The 21,132-nt window shown below is 68.6% G+C and carries 15 protein-coding genes and 1 riboswitch; of the genes, 4 read left to right on the forward strand and 11 right to left on the reverse strand.

The genetic code is table 11. The annotated features are described in order from the left end of the window. The first annotated feature begins 94 nt into the window (after positions 1-94). Both gjpA and BST27_RS06525 read left to right on the forward strand, forming a co-directional pair. Entirely contained in the window at positions 95-1,300 is a 1,206-nt protein-coding gene (gene gjpA, locus BST27_RS06520) for an outer membrane porin GjpA (RefSeq protein WP_069419522.1), read from the forward strand. Positions 1,301-1,371: 71 nt separating this feature from the next. Beyond that, positions 1,372-2,187 (forward strand): class I SAM-dependent methyltransferase, encoded by an 816-nt coding sequence (locus tag BST27_RS06525; protein ID WP_069419521.1) that lies wholly within the window; start codon positions 1,372-1,374, stop codon positions 2,185-2,187. Here the strand turns inward: BST27_RS06525 and BST27_RS06530 are convergent. Further along, on the reverse strand, positions 2,184-3,932 hold the full coding sequence (locus BST27_RS06530) for an ABC transporter ATP-binding protein (RefSeq protein WP_197518112.1): 1,749 nt from the start codon (positions 3,930-3,932) through the stop codon (positions 2,184-2,186). The genes BST27_RS06525 and BST27_RS06530 overlap by 4 nt on opposite strands. Further along, positions 3,929-5,701, reverse strand: a complete 1,773-nt coding sequence (locus tag BST27_RS06535) for an ABC transporter ATP-binding protein (RefSeq protein WP_232007290.1) — start codon at positions 5,699-5,701, stop codon at positions 3,929-3,931. The genes BST27_RS06530 and BST27_RS06535 overlap by 4 nt, the downstream gene beginning before the upstream one ends. 343 nt (positions 5,702-6,044) lie before the next feature. Continuing rightward, positions 6,045-6,224, forward strand: a riboswitch (cobalamin riboswitch). Between the two features lie 128 nt (positions 6,225-6,352). Between BST27_RS06535 and BST27_RS06540 the strand changes: the two genes are divergently transcribed. Together BST27_RS06540 and BST27_RS06545 are read left to right on the forward strand one after the other, a co-directional pair. Continuing rightward, positions 6,353-7,978 carry a PPE domain-containing protein gene (locus BST27_RS06540; RefSeq protein WP_069419520.1) on the forward strand — a complete coding sequence of 542 codons (1,626 nt, stop codon included), beginning with the start codon at positions 6,353-6,355 and terminating at the stop codon, positions 7,976-7,978. Between the two features lie 13 nt (positions 7,979-7,991). Then, positions 7,992-9,407, forward strand: a complete 1,416-nt coding sequence (locus BST27_RS06545; RefSeq protein WP_069419519.1) for a PE-PPE domain-containing protein — start codon at positions 7,992-7,994, stop codon at positions 9,405-9,407. Between the two features lie 92 nt (positions 9,408-9,499). On the opposite strand, the gene BST27_RS06550 is transcribed toward BST27_RS06545, so the two are convergent. From BST27_RS06550 to BST27_RS06590, 9 genes are all read right to left on the reverse strand, one after another. Further along, positions 9,500-10,030 (reverse strand): Fur family transcriptional regulator, encoded by a 531-nt coding sequence (locus BST27_RS06550; protein WP_069419565.1) that lies wholly within the window; start codon positions 10,028-10,030, stop codon positions 9,500-9,502. A gap of 68 nt (positions 10,031-10,098) precedes the next feature. Beyond that, complete coding sequence (locus tag BST27_RS06555; RefSeq protein ID WP_139805043.1) at positions 10,099-11,034, reverse strand: cell division protein FtsQ/DivIB; 936 nt, start codon at positions 11,032-11,034, stop codon at positions 10,099-10,101. A gap of 29 nt (positions 11,035-11,063) precedes the next feature. Next, positions 11,064-12,557: a UDP-N-acetylmuramate--L-alanine ligase gene (gene murC, locus BST27_RS06560; RefSeq protein ID WP_069419517.1), complete on the reverse strand. Its 1,494-nt coding sequence runs from the start codon at positions 12,555-12,557 to the stop codon at positions 11,064-11,066. Further along, entirely contained in the window at positions 12,554-13,783 is a 1,230-nt protein-coding gene (murG, locus tag BST27_RS06565; RefSeq protein ID WP_069419516.1) for an undecaprenyldiphospho-muramoylpentapeptide beta-N-acetylglucosaminyltransferase, read from the reverse strand. Before murG ends, murC begins: the two co-directional genes overlap by 4 nt. After that, on the reverse strand, positions 13,780-15,396 hold the full coding sequence (gene ftsW, locus BST27_RS06570) for a putative lipid II flippase FtsW (protein WP_276015722.1): 1,617 nt from the start codon (positions 15,394-15,396) through the stop codon (positions 13,780-13,782). The genes murG and ftsW overlap by 4 nt, the downstream gene beginning before the upstream one ends. An 18-nt stretch (positions 15,397-15,414) precedes the next feature. After that, positions 15,415-16,866: a UDP-N-acetylmuramoyl-L-alanine--D-glutamate ligase gene (gene murD / locus BST27_RS06575; protein WP_069419515.1), complete on the reverse strand. Its 1,452-nt coding sequence runs from the start codon at positions 16,864-16,866 to the stop codon at positions 15,415-15,417. 1 nt (position 16,867) lies between these two features. Beyond that, positions 16,868-17,953 carry a phospho-N-acetylmuramoyl-pentapeptide-transferase gene (mraY, locus tag BST27_RS06580; RefSeq protein WP_069419514.1) on the reverse strand — a complete coding sequence of 362 codons (1,086 nt, stop codon included), beginning with the start codon at positions 17,951-17,953 and terminating at the stop codon, positions 16,868-16,870. Beyond that, positions 17,950-19,518 carry a UDP-N-acetylmuramoyl-tripeptide--D-alanyl-D-alanine ligase gene (locus BST27_RS06585; protein WP_069419513.1) on the reverse strand — a complete coding sequence of 523 codons (1,569 nt, stop codon included), beginning with the start codon at positions 19,516-19,518 and terminating at the stop codon, positions 17,950-17,952. The genes mraY and BST27_RS06585 overlap by 4 nt, the downstream gene beginning before the upstream one ends. After that, the gene (locus tag BST27_RS06590; RefSeq protein ID WP_083148412.1) at positions 19,515-21,062 is read right to left on the reverse strand and encodes a UDP-N-acetylmuramoyl-L-alanyl-D-glutamate--2,6-diaminopimelate ligase; all 1,548 of its coding nucleotides are present in this window, start codon (positions 21,060-21,062) and stop codon (positions 19,515-19,517) included. Before BST27_RS06590 ends, BST27_RS06585 begins: the two co-directional genes overlap by 4 nt. Between the last annotated feature and the right edge of the window lie 70 nt (positions 21,063-21,132).

Raw genomic sequence — 21,132 nt, forward strand, 5'->3', positions numbered from 1 at the left:
TCGCATTCTTCATTGACTATCGGCGGCCGCGCATCCAGGTTAGATACATGCGAATCACTCGCAAGAGGATCTGACGAAGGGCGGAGGGGTCGAAGTGTCGTTCGTGATCGCCACAACGGAGTTGGTGCAGGGCGCGACGACGCAATTGGCGGCCATCGGCACGTCACTGGCCGAGGCCTCGGCCGCGGTTTCGGGCCCCACAACGGCGATCGCGACCGCCGCCCAAGACGAGGTGTCCCTCGCGATCGCCGCCCTGTTCGCAAACTTCGGCCGAGAATTTCAGACAGTGAATGGCCAAGCCCAGGCGTTTCATTCGCGGTTCGTCAACCTGCTGAACTCCAGCGCCGGGGCCTACGCGAGCGCCGAGGCCGTTAATGCCGCGGCTGCTACCAGCGTCGATCCGCTCACCCGGTGGGCTCAAGTCTTCAACACCACGGCCAAGAACGCTCAAGCGTCGTTCGGCGCCGTCCCGGCCGGCCTCAACACGCTGGTCAGTGGCGTGTCCACCGGGCTCAACCAACTGGCGACCAATCCCGCGGCATTCGTCGGCAATCTGCGCAACGCGGCGCAGTCGGTGTTCCTGTTGGGCGCCGACGAGCAACTCGGGTGGTCCGTCGCGCACCACACACTTGGTGGCAACACGCAGGCGGTCAACGGAAGCGTGGAACCTCCCGAAATTGTTGACGTCCCGGACGTGCACCTGCAGCTGTACCAGGGGTTCGTCGGCCTCGGAGATTTCTCGACGGGTTCCGGTCTCGCGACGGCTCTGGTCAATTTCGCGTCGTCGCCGGCCAGCGGTGTGCTCATCGGTGCGGTGTCCCCCTTGATCAGCCCGGCCGTGGCGTTGTGGAACAGCGCGGGCTCGGTCTTTGCGGACATCACCGGCGGCAACCCGACGGGCGCCCTTTATGGCCTGATCAACACCCCCGCCAACGTTGTCGACGGGTTCTTCAACGGCGCCACCCTCAATCTGGACGCGCTGGCGCCGGTGTTCGACCCGTGGGTCTACTCCGGATCCCTGGGCAAAGAACACCTGGAGGGCCTTACCTACACCTTCGGCGGATTGTTCAGTCCAGGGGAAGTGGTCACCGGTGCCAGCGGCCCGGAGTTCTACGGCACCGGCGGTTCCATGCTCAACGGCTTGGGTCCGCATCTCAGTTTCCACCCGCCCGATGACTTTGCCGGCGGCTACCTGAACATGCCGGGCTGGGGAGTGGGTCCGATCGCGGCCGGCGCGGGTCTGCTCAGCGTGCTCGGACACGCGCTGGGCGGCAGCCTGCTGGTTCCGCTGCCGGCCTAACGCGCCGGCCGTTGCGAGCACCGGCGAATGATTGACTAGGTCGACCGAAGCCGTGCACGGAAGGCGACTCAATGAGCAAGTCCGCGCCCGAACTGGGCGAAGTCCAGGAAACGTTGCTGATTCCGCTCTATGCCCGCGCGTGGGACGCCGCGTCCCGCCGTCCGGTGCTCGGCGACAAACGCGCTCGCGAACTCGTCGACGCCATCGACTACGACTTCAGCCGCTTCAGCGGCGGGTCGCTGCCCGGCTCCGTGTCTCGGACGTCGATCTTCGACGGCTGGACGGCCCGGTTCCTCCAGGATCATCCCGACGGGACGGTCGTCGAACTGGGCACCGGGCTGAACACCCGGTTCGACCGACTCGACAACGGCCGGGTGCACTGGTTCGACCTCGACCTGCCCGATGTAATCTCCTTGCGCCGCAAGTTCTTCCATGACAGCGACCGCCGAACCATGATCGCCGGCTCGGTCCTCGACACCGACTGGTTCGACGTGGTGGCCGCCTGCCCCGGCCCGTACCTTTTTCTCAGCGAAGCGGTTCTGATCTACCTCCGCGACGACGAGGTACGCCAAGCGCTCACCCAAATCCGCGACCGCTTCCCGGGTTCGCAGATCGCATTCGACACTGCCGGCCAGAAGATGATCGACAACCAGCACAAGAACAAATCGTTGGCGCAGGTGCGAGGCCGCATGCAATGGGTCTGCGACGAGCCACGCGACCTCGAGGGTTGGGGGCTGGAATTGCTCGACACCAGAACGCTGGCGACCCCGCAACCCGACATCGCCAAAACCTGGCCGTGGCAACGCCGTTACGGCATGGCGTTGGTGTCGCGCCTGTCTCCGGCGATGGTCAACGTCTACAAGTTCAACCTGTTCCGGCTCGGTTAGGACGACTGCAGATGCCAGCCGCGGGCGCGTAGCCGTTCTGCCCAGAATCGGGCGTAGGTCCCGCCCTCGGCCAGCAGTTGTTCGTGGCGTCCGCGGGCGGTGATCCGACCGGATTCGACGACGAGGATCTGATCGGCGTCCAGCACCGTCGAAAGGCGGTGTGCCACAACGATGACCGTGCGTTCTCGGGCCAACTCACCAATGGCGCCCGCCACCGCGGCCTCGTTGACGGCGTCGAGCGCGGCGGTGGCTTCGTCCAGCAGCACGATGGGCGCGTTCTTGAGCAACGCGCGAGCGATGGCAACGCGTTGTCTTTCCCCGCCGGAAAGTGCCGCTCCCCCCTCACCGACGCGAGCGTTCCATCCGTCGGGGAGACGATCGACCACCTCGTCGAGGCGCGCGATGGCGGCGACCCGATGCAGGTCGCCTTCCGTGGCGTCGGGATCGGCCATCCGCAGGTTGTCGGCGATGGTGCCGTCGAAGAGGTAGGCGTCCTCGAAAACGTTCGCCGTCAGCTTGGCGACGTTGCGGGTGCCGACCTCGCGCAAATCGTTGCCGCCCAGCAAGATGCTGCCGTCGTCCACGTCGAAGAATCGGCCGATCAAGCGCAGCAGCGTGGTCTTTCCGGCGCCGGACGGGCCGACGATCGCGGTGAGGCTGCCACTCGGGATGGTCGCATCGACGCCCCGAATCACCTCGCTGCCGTCCCCGTAACCGAAACGCACGCCCCGCAATTCGATATCGGTGCCGGCCGGCAGCACCGCGCGATCGGGTTCCGGCAGCGGCGGCACGGCAAGCAGGTCGCGCACCCGGACGATCGCGTCGGCCGTGACTTGGACGTGGCCGGCGAGGTCACCCAGCTGCGAGATCGGATCGATCATCCGCAGCGTGATGATCAGCAGACCGATCATGGTCGGCAGCGCAAGCTCACCGCGCAACGTCAGAGCGACCGTCAACGCGACGACCGTCGTGACGACCAGCTGCATCGTGCCGAAGCACGCGATCAGCCCCCACGCCCCGCGAATGGTCAACCGCGACTGTGAGTGTTGTTGGCGGGTAAGGGATTCTTCCAGGGTGCCGAGCTCGCGGCGGTTGAGCACACCGTAAGCGCGCAGCGTCGGTTGCATGCGGGCGTACTCGACGATCCGCGACGCGGTGGCGCCGATGTCGGTCTCGTACTGGGCGTCGTTGCGGTGCACGATCCCCATGAACAGCCGCAGCGCGAGCACGCACAACACCGCGCCCACGGTCAACGCCAGCCCAATGCGCCAGTCGCTCAGGTAACTACCGACGATCAGGGTGGCAGGTGCGCTCACGCCGACGACCAGATGGCGCAGCAGGTGCGCCGGAAAGTCCGCCACGTCAACGGCATCCTTGGTGACCAGGCGCGCGACCGGTCCGGTGCGGTCGGCGCCGAACCAGCCCACCGGCAGGGCGGCCAGTTGGTTCCCGATCCGGCCGTGAAAACTGGTCAGCACACCCGTTCCGACCAGATAGCCCAACGACGTGCTCCACGCCAGCAATCCATGATGCACCACAACGGTCACGGCGATCGCCGCGATGCAGAACCAGAGCTGACCCCACTGGGTGGGCCGCTGTATCAGGGCACCGATCAGGGGGACGACGAACAGGAACCCCAGGCCCTGCAGAACTCCCTGCGCGGCTTGCACGACCAGCATCCTGCGCAGGTTTCGGCGCCCACGGTCGTCGAGCAATTCGAGCAGATAGCGAATGATGATGCTCACCGCCCAACCTCCAGTTGCTCGGCGACGTCGAATTCGACGTTCCTCTCCTGCTCCCACAGCCGTGCATAGATTCCGTTGTTGCGCAGCAATTCCGGGTGCGTACCGGCCTCGGCGATGCGGCCTCGGTCGAGTACGGCGATGGCGTCAGCACCCCGAATTGTGTTGAGCCGGTGGGCGATCACCAGCACCGTCCGGCCGCGCGCGACCTCGCTGAGGGCCTCCTGGATGCGGGCCTCGTTTTCCGGGTCGGCGCTTGCGGTGGCCTCGTCGAGCACCAGGATCGGACGATCGGCCAGGATCGCCCGGGCGATGCAGACGCGCTGTCGTTCACCGTTGGACAGCGCGGCGTCTTCGCCGACAACCGAGTCGAACCCGCGCGGCAATGCTTCGATCGTGGACAAGATTTGGGCTTTCTCCGCTGCGCTGCGCACCGCCGCATCGTCGGCGTCGGGGCGACCGAGACGGATGTTGTCGCGAATGCTCATGGCCGACAACAGATGCGAGTCCTGGAAGACAAACGCGACGTGGTGATACAACTCGGCCGGGTCTATGTCGCGCAGATCGACTCCGTACAGTTCGACCGAACCTTCGCAAGGGTCATTGAATCTGGGCAACAGCTTGGCCAAGGTGGATTTCCCGGAACCCGACGGTCCGACCAGCGCGGTGATCGTCCCCCGATCGAGACGAAGGTCGATCCCGTTGAGTGCGACCGTGTCGCCGTAGGTGACCCGCACGCCGCGCAGCCGAACCACCGGCCCAGCGGTCGAGGGATCGAGCTGGACCGGCTCACTCGGGGTCGGAAGCTCTGGGGTGGCCAGCAATTCCCGGATCTCGCGGTAGACCTTCAGCGCGGTCACCAAGGGGTGCACCGACATCAACAGGGTCATCCATCCCGACGTGATGACGGTGCCGAACACCAAGAACGCAATGAAGACTCCCAGTGGGAGATCGCCGTTGGCGGCGAGGATTCCGCCCGTCGTCGCAACGACGAGCAGGATGCTCGGCGGTGACAGCAGTATCTCCGCGGTGACGCTCGCGACGCTGGTGGATTTGGCCCAGTCGAGGAAGAAGTGCGCGAAAGCGCGAGATACCTCCCGGAACCGGCGACTCGGCGCGCCCGGCGTGCCGAAAGCCTTCACGACACCGATGCCGTTCACGAACTCGACGGCCGCGCCGTTGAGGCGCGCGAGCCATTCCATGAACTCGGGATACTTGGTCCCCGCGCTGGCCGCGGCGCGTTGGTACGCGGCAGCCCCGGCCAACACCGGGAGCAGGGTGGCCAATGCCATGCGCCAGTCGAGAACGAAGAGGTAGACGAACGCCACCACAGGCGGCACCGCGGCCGCGCTGATCTCGACGATCGAGTGCGCGATGAGCCGGTGCAGGGCGGCGACGTCGTCTTCCACAGCCTTCTTGACGATCCCGGAGTTGCGATCGCTGAACCAGCCGAGCGGCACCCTGCTCAGCTTGGCCAGGAGTTCACGGCGGATCCGAAACGACACCCGGATGTCGGCGAGATGCGTCATCACTCCCGCGGCCAGGACGCCCAATTGTCTTGCGGCCAGCGCGACGACCGCCACGACGATGATCGGCCAGACGTCGGTGTCGCCCACGAGAAGTCGCCGGCTCACCTCTACGACGGCGAACAGTGGCGCCATGCCGGCCAGCGAGCTGACCGCGGCCAGCAGACCACAGCCGATCAGAGTTGCGCGCGCCGACTTGAGAATTCCCGGCGGTTGCGCGGCTGTTGGTTCAGTGTCTGGTCGCACGCACACCCTCCGTCGCACTGTCTTGCGGCGGGCCGGCCCCGCAACAAGGCTCTACCTCATCACGTTTGAGGTCACGTTAGAGGCCCGTTTATGGCCCGAGTGCTACCCGCGCGCAATTGCGTCAACCATAGATCTGCCGGTTCCTCATGCGAAAGATTTGCAGTAACGTCGGAGGCGATTGCCTGACGCAAGCGATTCGCGGGAGGTGGCTTGATGGATAAGCCCTCACCTGATTTAAGCGCCGCGTTCCGTAGACGTTGCTGAATCCCCGGTGCGCCCGTGCGTCGGCTGATCATTCCGGCTGCCATCCCGCGGCACGATTGCGCTAAGTGCAGCCCGCGGGGGCGGTGGGATGCGACAATGTCGCGCGTACGGCGATGATGATGCAGGAAGCCGGTGAAAATCCGGCGCGGTCCCGCCACTGTCATCGGGGAGCGACCCTCACAGGCCACGGCTATTGGTTGGAAGGCGAGGCGAGCGGTGATCCGAGAGCCAGGAGACTCACATCATCGCGACCTGCTAACCCGGAGCGGAGCACTCCGGAGAGAGCTGGCGCCTTATGACGCTATATCCGTCGTCCGGCGGTCCCTGTATTGCGTGCGCGCCCACTGATGCGCTGATCGCCCTCTTGCCCCCTGGGACCGGTTGGCAATGACCGGCCCGGTGTGGATGGCTTTCCCGCCGGAGGTGCACTCGGCGCTGCTGTCCAGCGGCCCGGGACCGGGTCCGCTGCTCGCCTCCGCGGCGGCGTGGCGGGCGCTGAGCACCGAATACGCCGAGGCCGCCGAGGAGCTGACGACGCTGCTGGGAACGGTCCAGGCCGGTGCCTGGGAGGGCCCGACCGCGGCGGCGTACGCCGCCGCCCACCCACCGTTTCTGGCGTGGCTGACACAGGCCGGCGTCGACAGCGCCGCGACAGCCACCCTGCAGGAGACCGTGGCCAGCGCCTACACGACCGCTCTGGCTGCCATGCCCACCCTCGGTGAGTTGGCCGCCAACCACGCCATACACGCGGCATTGGTGGCGACGAATTTCTTTGGCATCAACACCATTCCGATCGCGCTCAACGAGGCCGACTATGTCCGGATGTGGGTTCAGGCCGCCACGACGATGAGCACCTATCAGGGAGTCTCGGCCGCGGCGTTGGGTGCATCACCGCCACCGCAACCGGCGCCGGCGATCGTCAAGGCCGACGGAACCCAAAATGGCGGCGCCCCCGCGGCTGCCTCGTCCGACCCGTTCGCGGCGATCACCGACTTTTTCGCGGCGGTCGAACGGGTCTTCAACAGTGTCGGCGCTGAAAGCGGCGGCGACCTGATCTCTTACATCTTCAGCGTTCCGCCCGGCACCGATCCGGTGTCGTGGTTCGTCGGAAAGATCGGCTCCTTGTCGTCCCCGGTCAGCGGCTACCCGGCCCTACTGCAGGGCCTTACGAGTGCGGCGGGGAACAACCCCGCGTTGCTCGCCCTGGCCTACTTGTTCGGCGCGGCCGCGATCGGCTACGACCTGACGATCCAGGTCATCCAGTTCGTCGTCACCTTTCCCCTGTTGGGGGTCACCCTGGCCGCCCCGTTGCTGGCCGTTCCGGCGGGATTGGCCGGAGTGGGGGCTGCCGGCGTTGTGGGCATCGTCGAGGTGGCCGCTCACGCGCACGCGGACGTGGCCCCGATCCCGGAGGCGCCCGCCGTCCCCGCCGTAACCCCTGCGCCGTCGTCGGTTTCGGCCGCTGCCGCTCCGGCCGCGGCGCCAGCGGCGGCGCCCACGGTTGCCCCGGCGACTCCGATAGCGGGTCCCACGGTTGCCACCCCCCTCGGGCCCAGCGCACCACCACCCGGGAGCGTGGGCGCGGGGCCATTCCCCTACCTGGTGGGCGGCGCGGCCAAGATGGGTGTCCTGGCAACTGCGCAGACCGGCGTCAAGCGCAAGGCCGCCCAACCGGATATTGCGGCGCTCCCGGCGGCCGTCGCGGCGGCCGCGCGGGACAAGACCCGGTCGCGTCGCAAACGGCGGGACAAGGTCGAGATGAAAGGCCGCGGTTATGAATACATGGACTTGGACGGCGGTGCTGTCGACGACCCCGGCCCCGTGGCGCCCACCGCTGCATCGGACCGTGGCGCGGGCCTCCTGGGTGCCGCCGAGGCAGCTCGCCAGGAGGAGGTCGTTGCCCCGGCCGCGGGGTTGACCACGCTTGTTGACGACGGATTCGACGGCGCGCCACGAGAGCCGATGATGCCGAGCACCTGGGCGCGGGGGCCGTCCTGGGATAGCGAATCATGAACCGGGGGGTGACATGTCTTTCCTCGTGACGCCGGAGTCGTTGGCGTCGGCGGCAGCGGACTTGGCGAATATCCGTGCGGCGCTGGACGAGGCGCGCGCGGCGGCCGCGGCTCCGACGACCACGCTGGCGGCTGCCGCCGCCGATGAAGTATCGGCCGCAGCGGCCGCGCTGTTCGCTGGTTTCGGCCGGGAGTTTCAGGCGATCAGCTTGCAGGCCAACGCATTTCATCAGCAGTTCGTTCAAGCCCTGAGCGCGGCGGCCGCAGCGTATCTGGGCGCGGAGACGCTCAGCGCCTCGGCACTGATGGGTGCATCCGGCGAGGCCCTGCCCGCTGCCGGCATTGCCACGCTGATCATGGGCGGCACCGGCAACCCCCTCCCAACTGCCGCTTATGTGAACAACATCTACAACGCCTACATCGCGCCGCTCATCGCTCCGCTGACCGCGATTCCCACCGGGTTGACCACCCCGGAGCAGGGCTTCCCGCTGACCGGTCTGAACAGTTTGACGTTCGACACGTCGATCGCGCGTGGGGTCGAGATCCTGCGGCAGGCGATCGCGGCTCAACCGGCGGACACCCAAACCGTCGTCTTCGGTTTCTCCCAGAGTGCCACCGTCATCACCAACTACCTCAACGGTATTGCCAACGGCTCGATCCTCCCGCCAAACCCGGCGGATGTGCGGTTCGTGCTGGCCGGCAATCCCAACAATCCCAACGGCGGCCTGTACGAACGCTTCACCGGCCTGTACATCCCCGGCTTCAATCAGACCTTCGGTGGTGCAACCCCAAACTTGGCTTACCCCACCGACATTTACACCATCCAATACGACGGCTTCGCCCACTTCCCCCGGTATCCGGTCAACCTGCTGTCCGTCGCCAATGCCCTGGCCGGCATGTATTACGGCCACCTGAGCCCTACGCCGGCGTATGAGGCCCTGACGGCGGGGCAGCTCGCGTCCGCGGTCGTCGCGCCGGTTTCTCCCGGCGCCACCGGCAACACCACCTACTACATGATCCCGGGCCAGAACCTGCCGCTGCTGGCGCCGCTCAACCTGCCCCAGCCGTTGCACAACCTGATCCAGCCGGTACTGCGGGTGTTTGTCGACATGGGCTATGGCGATATCGGCGGACCTCACACCGAGTATGCGGACCTTCCCACTCCCGCCGGCCTGTTCCCGCTGATCAACCCGGTCACCGTCGGGAATTACCTGGTCAAGGGCGTCGTACAGGGCGTGCAGGCCGATCTGGTGTTGGCCGGTGTGCTCCCACCGTCGGCCATGCCGAATACCTACCCGTTTGTGCCGATGCTGGATCCGGGTCTGACGATCAACTTGGGTCAGCCAAGTACGACTTTGGTGTCGGCGGTGACGACCGCCGTCGGCAACGGACTACGGCTGCTTCCGATTCCGCCCTTCGGCGCTGGGTGAGTCGGTGCCGGGCTCGCGCCGAGCGTGGGGGAAAAGCACCTCTCACTCGCGGCGCCGGGGCCACCGGCCACACACTCGACGAGCAAAAAACGTCAGCGTCGGCGCTGCCGCGGACCGCCCCTTCGTGGCCGCCGGTTGGTCGAGTCCTCCAACTCCTCCACACCGGCCTGACACTGCGGGCAGAGGCCGCGCAGCGTCAGGCCGGCCTCCTCGGATAGTTCGAACGAACTCCCCGCCATCGCGTGCTGCAGCGCGGAGCTCAGTCGTCCCGCCGGCACCTCGATCATCGCGTCGCATCGGGTACAAACGGCGTGGTGGTGCGGCGATGTGGCCAATCCGTAGGTGGTGACGCCATCACTGCGCGTCAGGGCATGCAACACACCCTGGTCGACCAGTGTGGTGACCGTGCGGTAGATGGTCGCCAAATCAGGCGGCCGAGCGCCCGCGGGGAGTGCGCTGATCAGCCGCTCCCGGATATCGGCCACCGACAGGTGCCCGTCATACGGCTCCAACACCGCCAAGACCTGAATCCGAGAGGCCATGCGTCGCAGTCCCCGCGCCCGCAGGAGTTCGCCTATCCGCTCGTTGAGCGCCGGTTCCAAGCCCAACGGTTCCGTCGTCACCTGCCCAGTGTTACCCCGGGTGCCGGGGATTGCCAGTGGCGCGCGGTCTTTGTCGCCACCCAAAGCAGTTACTTCACCGTCGGCAGATCGGGAGTGGACACGTCGTAGGTGTGCCCGGGCTGCGTCAAGAGCGCCGCCAGTTTCTCGGCCTTCTCCTCCGCCCGGTCGGTGGTCCCCCAGATCACCACCCGCCCGTCGGACAACGTGAGGGTGATCGAGGACACCGACGGGGCCGCGATCCGCCCGACCTGACTGGCGACCTCCGGCCGCAACGTGGTCAACACCTTGAGGGCCGCCAGCGTGGCCGGGTCATCCGGACCCGGGTTGTCGACGTCGAGGTAAGGCACCGCCGGCGGCGGTGGTTCGGTCGCGAAGTCGACGCCGTCACGGTCGAACAGGTGCGGACCGTCCGCAAAGTCCTTCACCACCAACGGAACCCGCTCGACGATGGTGATCCGCAACGCCGACGGGTACTGACGCTGCACTCGCGCGCTGGCGACCTTGCGGATCGCCGCCACCCGGTCGGCCACTTCGCTCGTATTGATCTGCAGCAGCGGCGTTCCGGGACGCACCTGCGCCGCCTCGAGTACCTCTTCGCGGGTGACCGCCCCCGTACCGACGACGATGATGTCGCGCGCCGACATCGCCGGCGTGAAATAGAGGATCAGGCCCAGCACCACCCCGAGCACCGCGAGTCCGATGGTCGCCAGCAGCATTCGCAACCCTCGGACTACGCCCCGCGCAACGGGTTTGGGCTCAGTGGGCACCTGACCGGTGGCGCGTCGCTTCGCCTCACGACGCGCCTGCTCGATCGCCCTGGCCCGGGCTTGCGCGGCGCGGCGTTCGGCACGTTCGCGGCGAGCACGGCGACGTGGGCCCTCGAAATCCTCTGGCTCCGCCTCGGTTTCACCGTCCCCCGGCCCAGCTTCGACCGGCCCGGTGGCGGCGTCCGGGTCCAGATCCGGGTCGATATCCGGACCGGAGCCCGTTGGTTCCGCAGCCAGATTGGTCGGCGGACCGTCTTCCGGCTCGGTCACTGCAACACTCCCGGCCGTCCTGGGGCGCTGCGGTTGACGCGCTCTCGCAGTGCCCGCACGATCTCCGGCCCCAGCATGGTCACGTCGCCGGCCCCCATCGTCACGATGACGTCACCGGGGCCCGCGGCGGCGGCCACCTCCTCTGCCACGGCCGAGAAGTCAGCCACGTAACGCACCGGCGCCGTCACGTGCTCCGCCACGGTGGCCCCGCTGATGCCGGCCAGCGGTTGTTCGCGCGCACCGTACACGTCAAGCACGAACACCTCGTCCGCAGCGCTCAGCGCCGCTCCGAACTCGGCCGCGAAAGCCTTGGTCCGCGAATACAAGTGGGGCTGAAACACGACCAGCGAGCGCCCACTCTCCTGCTGCTGCAGCACGGTACGCACGGCCGCCAGCGTCGCGCCGATCTCCGTCGGATGATGGGCATAGTCGTCGAAAACCCGAACCGAGTCCGCACCGATCGCAACGGATCCCACTAACTCGAAGCGCCGACGGACCCCCTCGAACCCGGCCAGACCGTCCAGCACGTCGTCGACCGGGGCCCCGATCTCGAGCGCCGCCAATAACGCACCCAGCGCATTGAGCGCCATGTGCCGACCGGGCACCGACAGCCGCATCACCCGCGGCGGGGATTGCGGGTCCAGCTCGGAAGCCAGTCGAATCTGAGCGACCGCTTCGGTGCCCTGCTGCTCCCACGACACCAACCTGCCGGCGAGGTCGTCGCCTTCGTGAGCCGGTGTAGACCCGTAGCGCAGCACCCGGATGCCCAGTTCCTCGGTCCGCTGGGCCAGCGCCGCCGCACCCGGGTCGTCGGTGCACACCACCAGCGCTCCCCCGGGAGCAAGCCGCTCGACGAACGAGTCGAACACCCCGACGTAGGCCTCGGTGCTGCCGTAGAAGTCCAGGTGATCGGCCTCGATGTTGGTCACCACCACCACGTTCGGCGTGTATTCCAGCAGTGACCCGTCGCTCTCGTCGGCCTCGGCGACAAAACAGTCACCACTGCCGTGGTGGGCGTTGGTCCCGGCCTCCCCCAGTTCACCGCCGACCGCGAACGACGGGTCCCGCCCGCAGTGCTGCAGGGCGACGATCAACATGGACGTCGTGGTCGTCTTGCCGTGCGTGCCGGTGACCATCAGCGCGGTGCGTCCAGCCATCAGCTTGGCGAGCACCACCGGGCGCAGTACCACCGGAATGCCGCGGCGCCTGGCCTCGACGAGCTCGGGGTTGGTCTTCGGGATGGCGGCATGGGTGGTGATGACGGCCGTCGCGCCGCCGGGCAGCAGATCCAGCGACGAGGCGTCATGCCCGATCCGGACCTTGGCGCCGCGCGCCCGCAGCGCGTGAATGCCGCGGGACTCCTTGGCGTCCGAGCCCGACACCAGGCCGCCCCGGTCGAGCAGGATGCGGGCGATGCCGGACATTCCGGCTCCCCCGATACCGACCATGTGCACCCGCTGCAGCTCGGGTGGCAACGGCTCGGCCGTCATCCTCGTCCCCTGGTGTTGCCTGCCGCAGCGCGCGACCGCCGAGCGATGTCCAGGGCCGCCTGGGCGACTTGCCGTGCCGCATCACGATGCCCCACCTGTGCCGCGGCCGCCGTCATGGCGGCCAGCCGAGGCGCATCGGTGAGCAGCCGCGACACTTCGCCGGCCACCAGGTCGGGCGTCAGGTCGGCGTCCGCGACCAGCATTCCGCCACCGGCGTTGACCACGGGCAGTGCGTTGAGCCGCTGCTCGCCGTTGCCGATGGGCAGCGGCACGTAGATCGCCGGCAGGCCGACGGCCGACACCTCGGCGACCGTCATCGCCCCGGAACGGCAGATCACCAGGTCGGCGGCGGCGTACGCCAGGTCCATCCGGTCGAGATACGGCACCGCGACATACGGCGGGTCGCCGGGTGCGGGAGTGCGCAGTTCCAGGACGTTCTTGGGGCCGTGTGCGTGCAGCACGGAAACGCCCGCCGCCGCCAGCTCGGCGGCCGCGCCGGACACCGCCCGGTTGAGCGACACGGCGCCTTGCGAACCGCCGAACACCAGCAGCACCCGGGCGTCGTCGCGGAAGCCGAAGTGCGCCCGCGCCTCGGCGCGCAGTGCCGCACGGTCCAGCGTCGTGATCGCCGCCCGGATCGGGATGCCCACGACCTCGGCGCGGCGCAAGCCGGAGTCGGGAACCGCGGACAGTATCCGATCGGCGGTGCGGGCACCCACGCGATTGGCCAGCCCGGCCCTCGCGTTGGCCTCGTGGATCAGCACCGGAATGCGGCGGCGTCGGCGCTCCACGCCGGGGCGGTTCCGTCCGGGAAGGCCCCGGATGCCGCGAGCGGCCAGGTAGGCCGGCAACGCCACGTACCCGCCGAAACCGATGACGACGTCGGCGTCGACGCTGTCCAGCACCGCCCGCGTCTCCCGCACGGCACGCCACACCCGCGGTGGCAGCCGGGCCAGGTCGCCGCTGGGCTTGCGCGGTAACGGCACCGGAGTGATCAGCTCGAGGTGGTAGCCACGTTCGGGCACCAACCGCGTCTCCAGCCCGCGGGCGGTGCCGAGTGCGGTGATCCTGATTTCGGGGTCGAGCGCGGTCAGCGCGTCGGCGACCGCCATCGCCGGCTCGACGTGGCCCGCCGTGCCGCCGCCGGCAAGCACGACCGACAAGGCACCGGCGGGCCGGGGGGTTACCCCCTGCCCGCCGGCTGGCTGCCTGACCGAGTCATTCACCCGTAACGCTGACCTTCCAATGCTCGAACGCGTCGCGCTGGACGCTGGCCGGCGCTCCGCTGGCCAGATCCATGATGCCTTCCCTGCGCACGGGCATCATCAGCAGACCGCCGCGTGCGACGATCGGCGGTGCGCGGCGTCGCGCGACGGCGCGGCGGGTCGGCAGGGCGGTGCGGTTTGCGGGGCGCCCGCGGTGTGGCGTTGTGCGGATGCGAACGCTTGCGGTCGCGGAACGCCTCCAGACGCGACGGCTCGTACGGCTCGGGCAGCGGCAGCCGCAGCAAGCGGTTCACCTTGTCATCGCCGCCGGCCCGCAGCGCGGCCACCGCCTCCGGTTCGTGACGAGCCGCGTTGGCGATGATGCCGATCAGCGCCAGAGTGGTGGCGGTGGAAGTACCACCCGCCGAGATCAGCGGCAGCTGCAGCCCGGTGACCGGCAGCAGCCCGATCACGTAACCGATGTTGATGAACGCCTGGCCCAGCACCCACAGTGTGGTGGTCGCCGTCAGCAGGCGCAGGAACGGGTCTGCCGAACGACGCGCGATCCGCATTCCCGTGTAGGCGAACAACCCGAACAGGCCCAGCAGTCCGAGCGCGCCGACGAGGCCCAGCTCCTCGCCGATGATCGCGAAGATGAAGTCGTTGTGGGCGTTGGGCAGATAGTTCCATTTGGCCACGCCCTGACCCAGGCCGTCACCGAAGATGCCGCCGTGCGCCAGGGCGTACTTGGCCTGGCGGGCCTGGTAGCCGGAGTCCATGGGATCGTCTTCCGGGTTGAGCCAGGACCGCACCCGGTCGGACCGGTACCCGGCGGACACCGCCAGGATCCCGGCGGAGACGACAACCGCTCCCAACGAGGTGAGGAAGACGCGCAGCGGCAGACCGGCGTACCACAGCAGACCCAACAGGATGATGCCCAGCGACACGGTCTGACCGAGGTCAGGCTGGGCCACGATCAGCGCCAAGGCGACGACCGCCGCCGGCACCAGCGGTATCAGCATCTCGCGCAGCGACGCCCGCTCCATGCGCCGGGCGGCCAGCAGGTGCGCGCCCCAGATGGCGAAGGCCATCTTGGTCAGCTCGGAAGGCTGCATCGAGAAGCCCGCCACCACGAACCAGCCCCGGGAACCGTTGGCTTCCTTACCGATTCCGGGTACGAGCACCAGCACCAACAGCACGATGGTGATCGCGAACCCGGTGAAGGCGATGCGGCGCATGAACCGCACCGACATCCGTAGCCCGATGTAGCAGCCGACCAGCCCGACCAGCGTCCACAACACCTGCTTGCCGAAGATGATCCACGCAGAACCGTCGTCGTCGTAGGACCGCACACCAGAGGCGGACAGCACCATGATCAGGCCCAAGGTGGTGAGCAGCGCGGCGACGGCGATGATCAGATGAAACGAGGTCATCGGCCGGCCGAGCCAGGCACCGAAGCGGGTCCGCGGACCCTCGGCCATAAGCACTTTCTTGGCTGAGGCGTTATCCGGGGCTTTATCCGGGGCCTGTTGCGCAGCCCCATCCTCCGGGGCCGTCGCTTCGCCCTGAGTTGCGGCGTCCACGGGGTCCGAGGAGTCGATCTTGCCCTTGTTCCGGCGCAGCAGCCGGCTCATTGCGCTACCCACGACCACCTACCGGGTCGCCGCGCGTACGGCCGCCGCGAAGGCGTCGCCGCGATCGGCGTAACCGGCAAATTGGTCGAACGATGCCCCGGCCGGCGCCAGCAGCACGGTATCCCCGGGCCTCGCCAGCTGCCTTGCGGCGGCCACGACGGCGGTCATCACGCGGGTGCCGATGGCCACTTCGTCACTTTCATCTTGCGTCACATGAGTAACAGAAGCACCAGGAGTCGCATGCATCTCAACATCCTCGCCTGTCACAACGTGGACGACGGGGACATCGGGCGCGTGTCGCGATAACGCCTCAGCAACTGCCAGCCGATCTTGGCCGATCAGGACCGCGCCGACCAGGTGTGATGCGATCCTGGCGACCTCCACGTCCAGCGATGCGCCCTTCAGCAGGCCGCCCGCCACCCACACCACGCGCGGGTAGGCCAGCACGGACGCCTCGGCCGCGTGCGGGTTGGTGGCCTTGCTGTCGTCGACGTAGGTGATGCCGTCAACCACTGCCACGACCTCGGACCGGTGCCGACCCACCTGGAACGATGCGATGGCGTCCCGGATCGCCTCGGCCGGCACCCCGACCGAGCGGGCCAGTGCCGCCGCGGCCAGCGCGTCCAGCACTCCGACCGGACCCGGCACCGGTACCGACGCCGCGGGTAGCAATGCCAAGTCGTCGGCAAAGGCACGGTCGATCAGCTGACCGTCGCGCACCCCCAGCTCACCCAAATCCGGGACACCGAGCCGGAAGCCGGCCCGCACCGGCGCGGGGGCCGAGTCCAGTAGCGCGGCCGCGCGCACGTCATCCAGGCCGACCACCGCCACCCGGCCGGTCAGGACCCGGGCCTTGGCCTCGGTGTATTCGGCCATCGACGCGTGCCAGTCCAGGTGGTCTTCGGCGATGTTGAGCACGACGCCGGCCTCCGGTTGCAGCGACGGCGCCCAGTACAGCTGGAAGCTCGACAGTTCGACGGCCAGGAATTCGGCGGGCTCGGGCAGCACGTCGAGCACCGGGTCGCCGATGTTGCCGCACAGCAGGCTGCGCCGCCCGCCCGCGGTCAACATCGCGTGCAGCATCGACGTCGTGGTGGTCTTGCCGTTGGTGCCCGTCACGACCAGCCAGCGGCGCGGCGGCCCGTAGCTGCCGGCCGCGTCCAGCCGCCAGGCCAGCTCCACGTCGCCCCAGATCGGGATGCCCGCCGCCACGGCCGCGGCCAGCACCGGCGCATCCGGACGGAAACCGGGGCTGGTGACGACCAGGGCGTACTCACCGATGCACTGGATGGCTTCGGACGGGTCCACGGTCGCCACCCCGCGCTCGGCGTACGGGCGCAGCATGTTCGGGTCGTCGTCGCAGACCGTCGGCGTCGCGCCGAAACGGGTCAGTGCCGCTTCGACCGCCCGGCCGGTGACCCGGCCACCGGCCACCAGGACCGGTGCACCGGCCGAAAGGGGGTCGAGCACGTCAGGAACCAATCGGGCTGGAGGACAACCATTCGCCGTAGAACAGGGCGACGCCCAGGCCGCAGGTGATCGCGGTGAGCAACCAGAACCGGATGATCACCGTCGTCTCGGCCCAGCCGACCAACTCGAAATGGTGATGGAAGGGCGCCATGCGGAACACCCGGCGCCCGGTGGTTCGGAAAGCCAGAATCTGCAGCACCACCGAAGTGATCTCGGCGACGAACAGCGAACCGAGCACCACCGCCAGGATCTCGGTCCGGCTGGTGACGGACAACCCCGCAATGATGCCGCCCAGTGCCAACGACCCCGTGTCGCCCATGAAGATCTTGGCGGGCGCGGCGTTCCACCACAGGAAGCCGATGCAGGCCCCGGCGGTGGCGGCCGCGACGAGCGCGAGGTCCAGCGGGTCGCGCACGTTGTAGCAACCGAGGCCGGGTGCCGTGACGCACGCGTTGCGGAACTGCCAGAACGTGATCAGCACGTAGGCGGCGGTGACCATGGCCATGCAGCCGGCGGCCAGCCCGTCCAGCCCGTCGGTGAAGTTGACGGCGTTGGACCAGGCACTGACGACGATCACGCAGAACAGCACGAACAGTCCCGGCGCCAGGGTGACGGTGGCGATCTCGCGCACATAGGACAGGTCCGGGCTGCCCGGGGTCAGGCCCGCCTCGTTGCGGAACTGCAAGACCAACACCGCGAACAGCACGGCGGAGACGATCTGCCCGACGGTCTTGGCCGTCTTGTTCAAGCCGAGGTTGCGTGACCTGCGGATCTTGATCAGGTCGTCGATGAAGCCGACGCCGCCCAGCGACGTGGCCAGGCCCAACACCAGCAGCCCCGACGCTGTGATGCCCTCGCCGTCGAACGCCAGCCCGGCCAGGTGGGTGCCGAGGTAGCCGGCCCACATGCCGGCCAGGATCGCCACTCCACCCATTGACGGCGTGCCGCGTTTCGTTTGATGCGTGGGCGGCCCGTCTTCGCGGATCTGGTGGCCGAACCCCTGCTTGGTGAAGAGCCGGATCAACGCCGGCGTCAACAGGATGGAGACGGTCAGCGCGACGGCGACGGCGATGAGGATCTGTCTCATGGGCGCGCCGCACCTCCGCTTGCGGGGTCCTGCCGCGAGCCGTCCGCGACCAGCGCATCCGCCAGCGCTCCCAGCCCGGCCGCGTTCGACGCCTTGACCAGCACCACGTCGCCGGGCCGCAACTCTTCCCGCAACAAGGCCAGGGCGGCGTCCGCGTCCGCCACACTGACCGCCCCCCTATCACCCCCGGCTCCCCAGGCACCCTCCATGACCGCTGCGTGGTGCATGGCGCTCATCGACCTCCCGGTTCCCACGACAACGAGTCGAGACACATCTAAGCGCACCGCCAACCGACCGATGCGATCGTGCTCGGTTATCGCGTCCTCACCCAGCTCGGCCATCTCGCCGAGGACCGCCCAGCTGCGGCGCGGCTGGTCCGCCTGCCCGTGCGCGATCCAGGCCAGTGCCTGCAACCCGGCCCGCATCGAGTCGGGGTTGGCGTTGTAGGCATCGTCGATCACCGTCACCCCGTCCGGGCGGGTGGTCACCTGCATGCGATGCCGCGACACCGGTCCGGCCTCGGCCAGCGCGGCCGCAACCTGCTCGATGTCGGCGCCGCACTCCATCGCGACCGCGCCGGCACACAGCGCGTTGGTCACCTGGTGGTCGCCGGACACCCCGAGTCGGACCTGCGCTTGGCTGTGGCCGGATGCCGAGCCGCGGTGCATGGTGAACTGCGGCCTGGCCAGCGCGTCCAGCGTCACCGGTCCGGCCCAGACGTCATCGGGACCCGATCCGGCATTGCGGGTGACGCGAACGACGCGGGCCTCGGTGACGTCGGCCATGGCCGCCACCACCGGGTCGTCGGCGTTGAGGATCACCACCCCGGATTCCGGAACCGATTGCGGCAGTTCGGATTTGGTCTGAGCAATAACCTCCCGCGAACCGAACTCGCCCAAGTGCGCGGTGCCGACGTTGAGGACGACGCCGATCGACGGCGTGGCGATGTCGGCCAGCGCGGCGATGTTTCCGGGATGGCGGGCCGACATCTCCAGGATCAGGTAGTCGGTGCTCCGCGTTGCGCGCAACACCGTCCACGGATGACCGAGCTCGTTGTTGAACGACCCGGGCGGGGCCACCACCTCTCCGAGGGGGGCGAGCACCGCGGCGACGAGATCCTTGGTCGACGTCTTGCCCGAGGACCCGGTGATGCCGATGATCCTCAGCCCGCCGGCCACCAGTTCGGCGGCCACCGCCTTGGCCAGCTTGCCCAGCGCGGCCAGGACGGCCGCTCCCGATCCGTCGGTGTCGTGCTCGAGGACGCCCGCGACCTTGTCATGGCCGGTCCGCGCTTCTTGCCGGTCGGGGGCCACCACTATCGCCGGCACCCCGACCGGGCGCGCGGCCAGGACCGCGACGGCGCCGGCCGCGACCGCGGCGGGCGCATGGTCGTGGCCGTCCGAGCGCGCGCCGGGCAGCGCCAGGAACAGTCCGCCCGGCCCGACGGCCCGTGAGTCGAATTCCACCGTCCCGGTGATCCGTTGGCGCGCAGCGTCTTCCGGTGTGATATCGGCCAGCTCGCCACCTACGATCTCGGCGATCTGCGCGACGGTGAGCTCGATCATGCGCGGGCCTCGAGTGCGCGGGCGAGTTCCAACCGGTCGTCGAACGGGCGGGTTTCGCCGCCGCCGCTCTGGCCGGTCTCGTGCCCCTTGCCGGCGATGACGACGACGTCGCCGGGTCCGGCCCAGCCGACCGCATGCTCGATCGCAGTGCGCCGGTCACCGATCTCCACCACTTCCGCCGTGCCGTCGACTTCCGTTGCGCCGGCAATGATTTCGCGCCGGATCGCCGCAGGGTCCTCGCTGCGCGGGTTGTCGTCGGTGACGACGACCAGATCGGCCAGTTCCGCCGCGACCGCGCCCATGGCCGCACGTTTCCCGGGGTCGCGGTCGCCACCAGCACCGAAGACCACGGCCAGCCGGCGCTGCGGGTCACGCAAAGTCTCGAGCACGGCCCGCAAGGCGCCCGGCTTGTGCGCGTAGTCGACCAGGGCCAGGAAATCCTGACCGCGGTCGACGCGTTCCAGACGACCCGGGACCCGGATCTCCCGCAGCCCCGCCGCAGCCTGCTCCGGGGTGACCCCGACTACATCTAGAATCGCTAGTGCGAGAAGGCAATTCGCGATGTTGTAGCGGCCGGGCAGTCCGACGCCGACCCGGTGCTGCACACCCGCGCGGTCGACCGCGGTGAATTCCTGACCGCCCGCGCCCAGCGGGGCAAAGTCCGTGGCGTGCCAATGTGCGGACGGGTCCGAGACGCTGACGGTGATCGCGTCCGGCGCCAAATCGACCATGGCGCGTCCCGCCTCGTCGTCGACACAGACCACGGCGACGTCGGCTCGCAGCGGCGACTCCCGGTCGAACAACAGCGCCTTGGCGTCGAAGTAGTCGGCCATGGTGGGGTGAAAGTCGAGGTGGTCGCGCGACAAGTTGGTGAATCCGCCCACGGCGAATCGAGTACCGTTCACCCGCCCCAGGGTCAGTGCGTGACTGGACACCTCCATCACCACGGTGTCCACCCCGCGTTCGGCCATCGCCGCGAGCATCGCCTGCAGGACAGGGGCCTCCGGCGTGGTCAGCGCGCTGGCGATGTCGGTGCCGTCGACCCGGACGCCGATCGTTCCGATCAACCCGGCAACTCTTCCCGCAGCGCGCAGTCCGGCCTCGACCAGGTACGTCGTGGTGGTCTTGCCCGAGGTGCCGGTGATCCCGACGACCCTCACCCGGTCCGAGGGACGGCCATAGACGGCGGCGGCCACCGCGCCCAGCACGTTGCGCGGCGCGGGATGCAGCAGCACCGGCACGGTGTCGGCGAGCTTTCCTATCTCCTTCAACCCGTCGGCGTCGGTGAGCACCGCCACGGCACCACGTTCGACCGCCTGCTGCGTGTACCGGGCACCGTGCGTCGCCGATCCGGGCAGTGCGGCGAACAGGTCACCGGCCTCCACCCCCTGCGCGCGCAGCGTCACACCGGTCACCGGCACGTCCGGAACCGGGCCCGGCCGCGCGGCCAGCACCGCACGGATGTCGGCCGCCAGCGAGGAGAGCGGCACACCGGCGACGCCGGAGGGGCGCAGGTCAACGGATTCCGACGTCACTTCGGTCACCTCCGTCCTGCCTCCGTCGCCGCATCCCAGTCATGATCGGCCATGACACCCTATCCAGGCGCACCCGGGC

This window comes from Mycobacterium intermedium (genome assembly GCF_002086275.1).
In the GTDB taxonomy this organism is placed as follows: Bacteria; Actinomycetota; Actinomycetes; order Mycobacteriales; family Mycobacteriaceae; genus Mycobacterium; species Mycobacterium intermedium.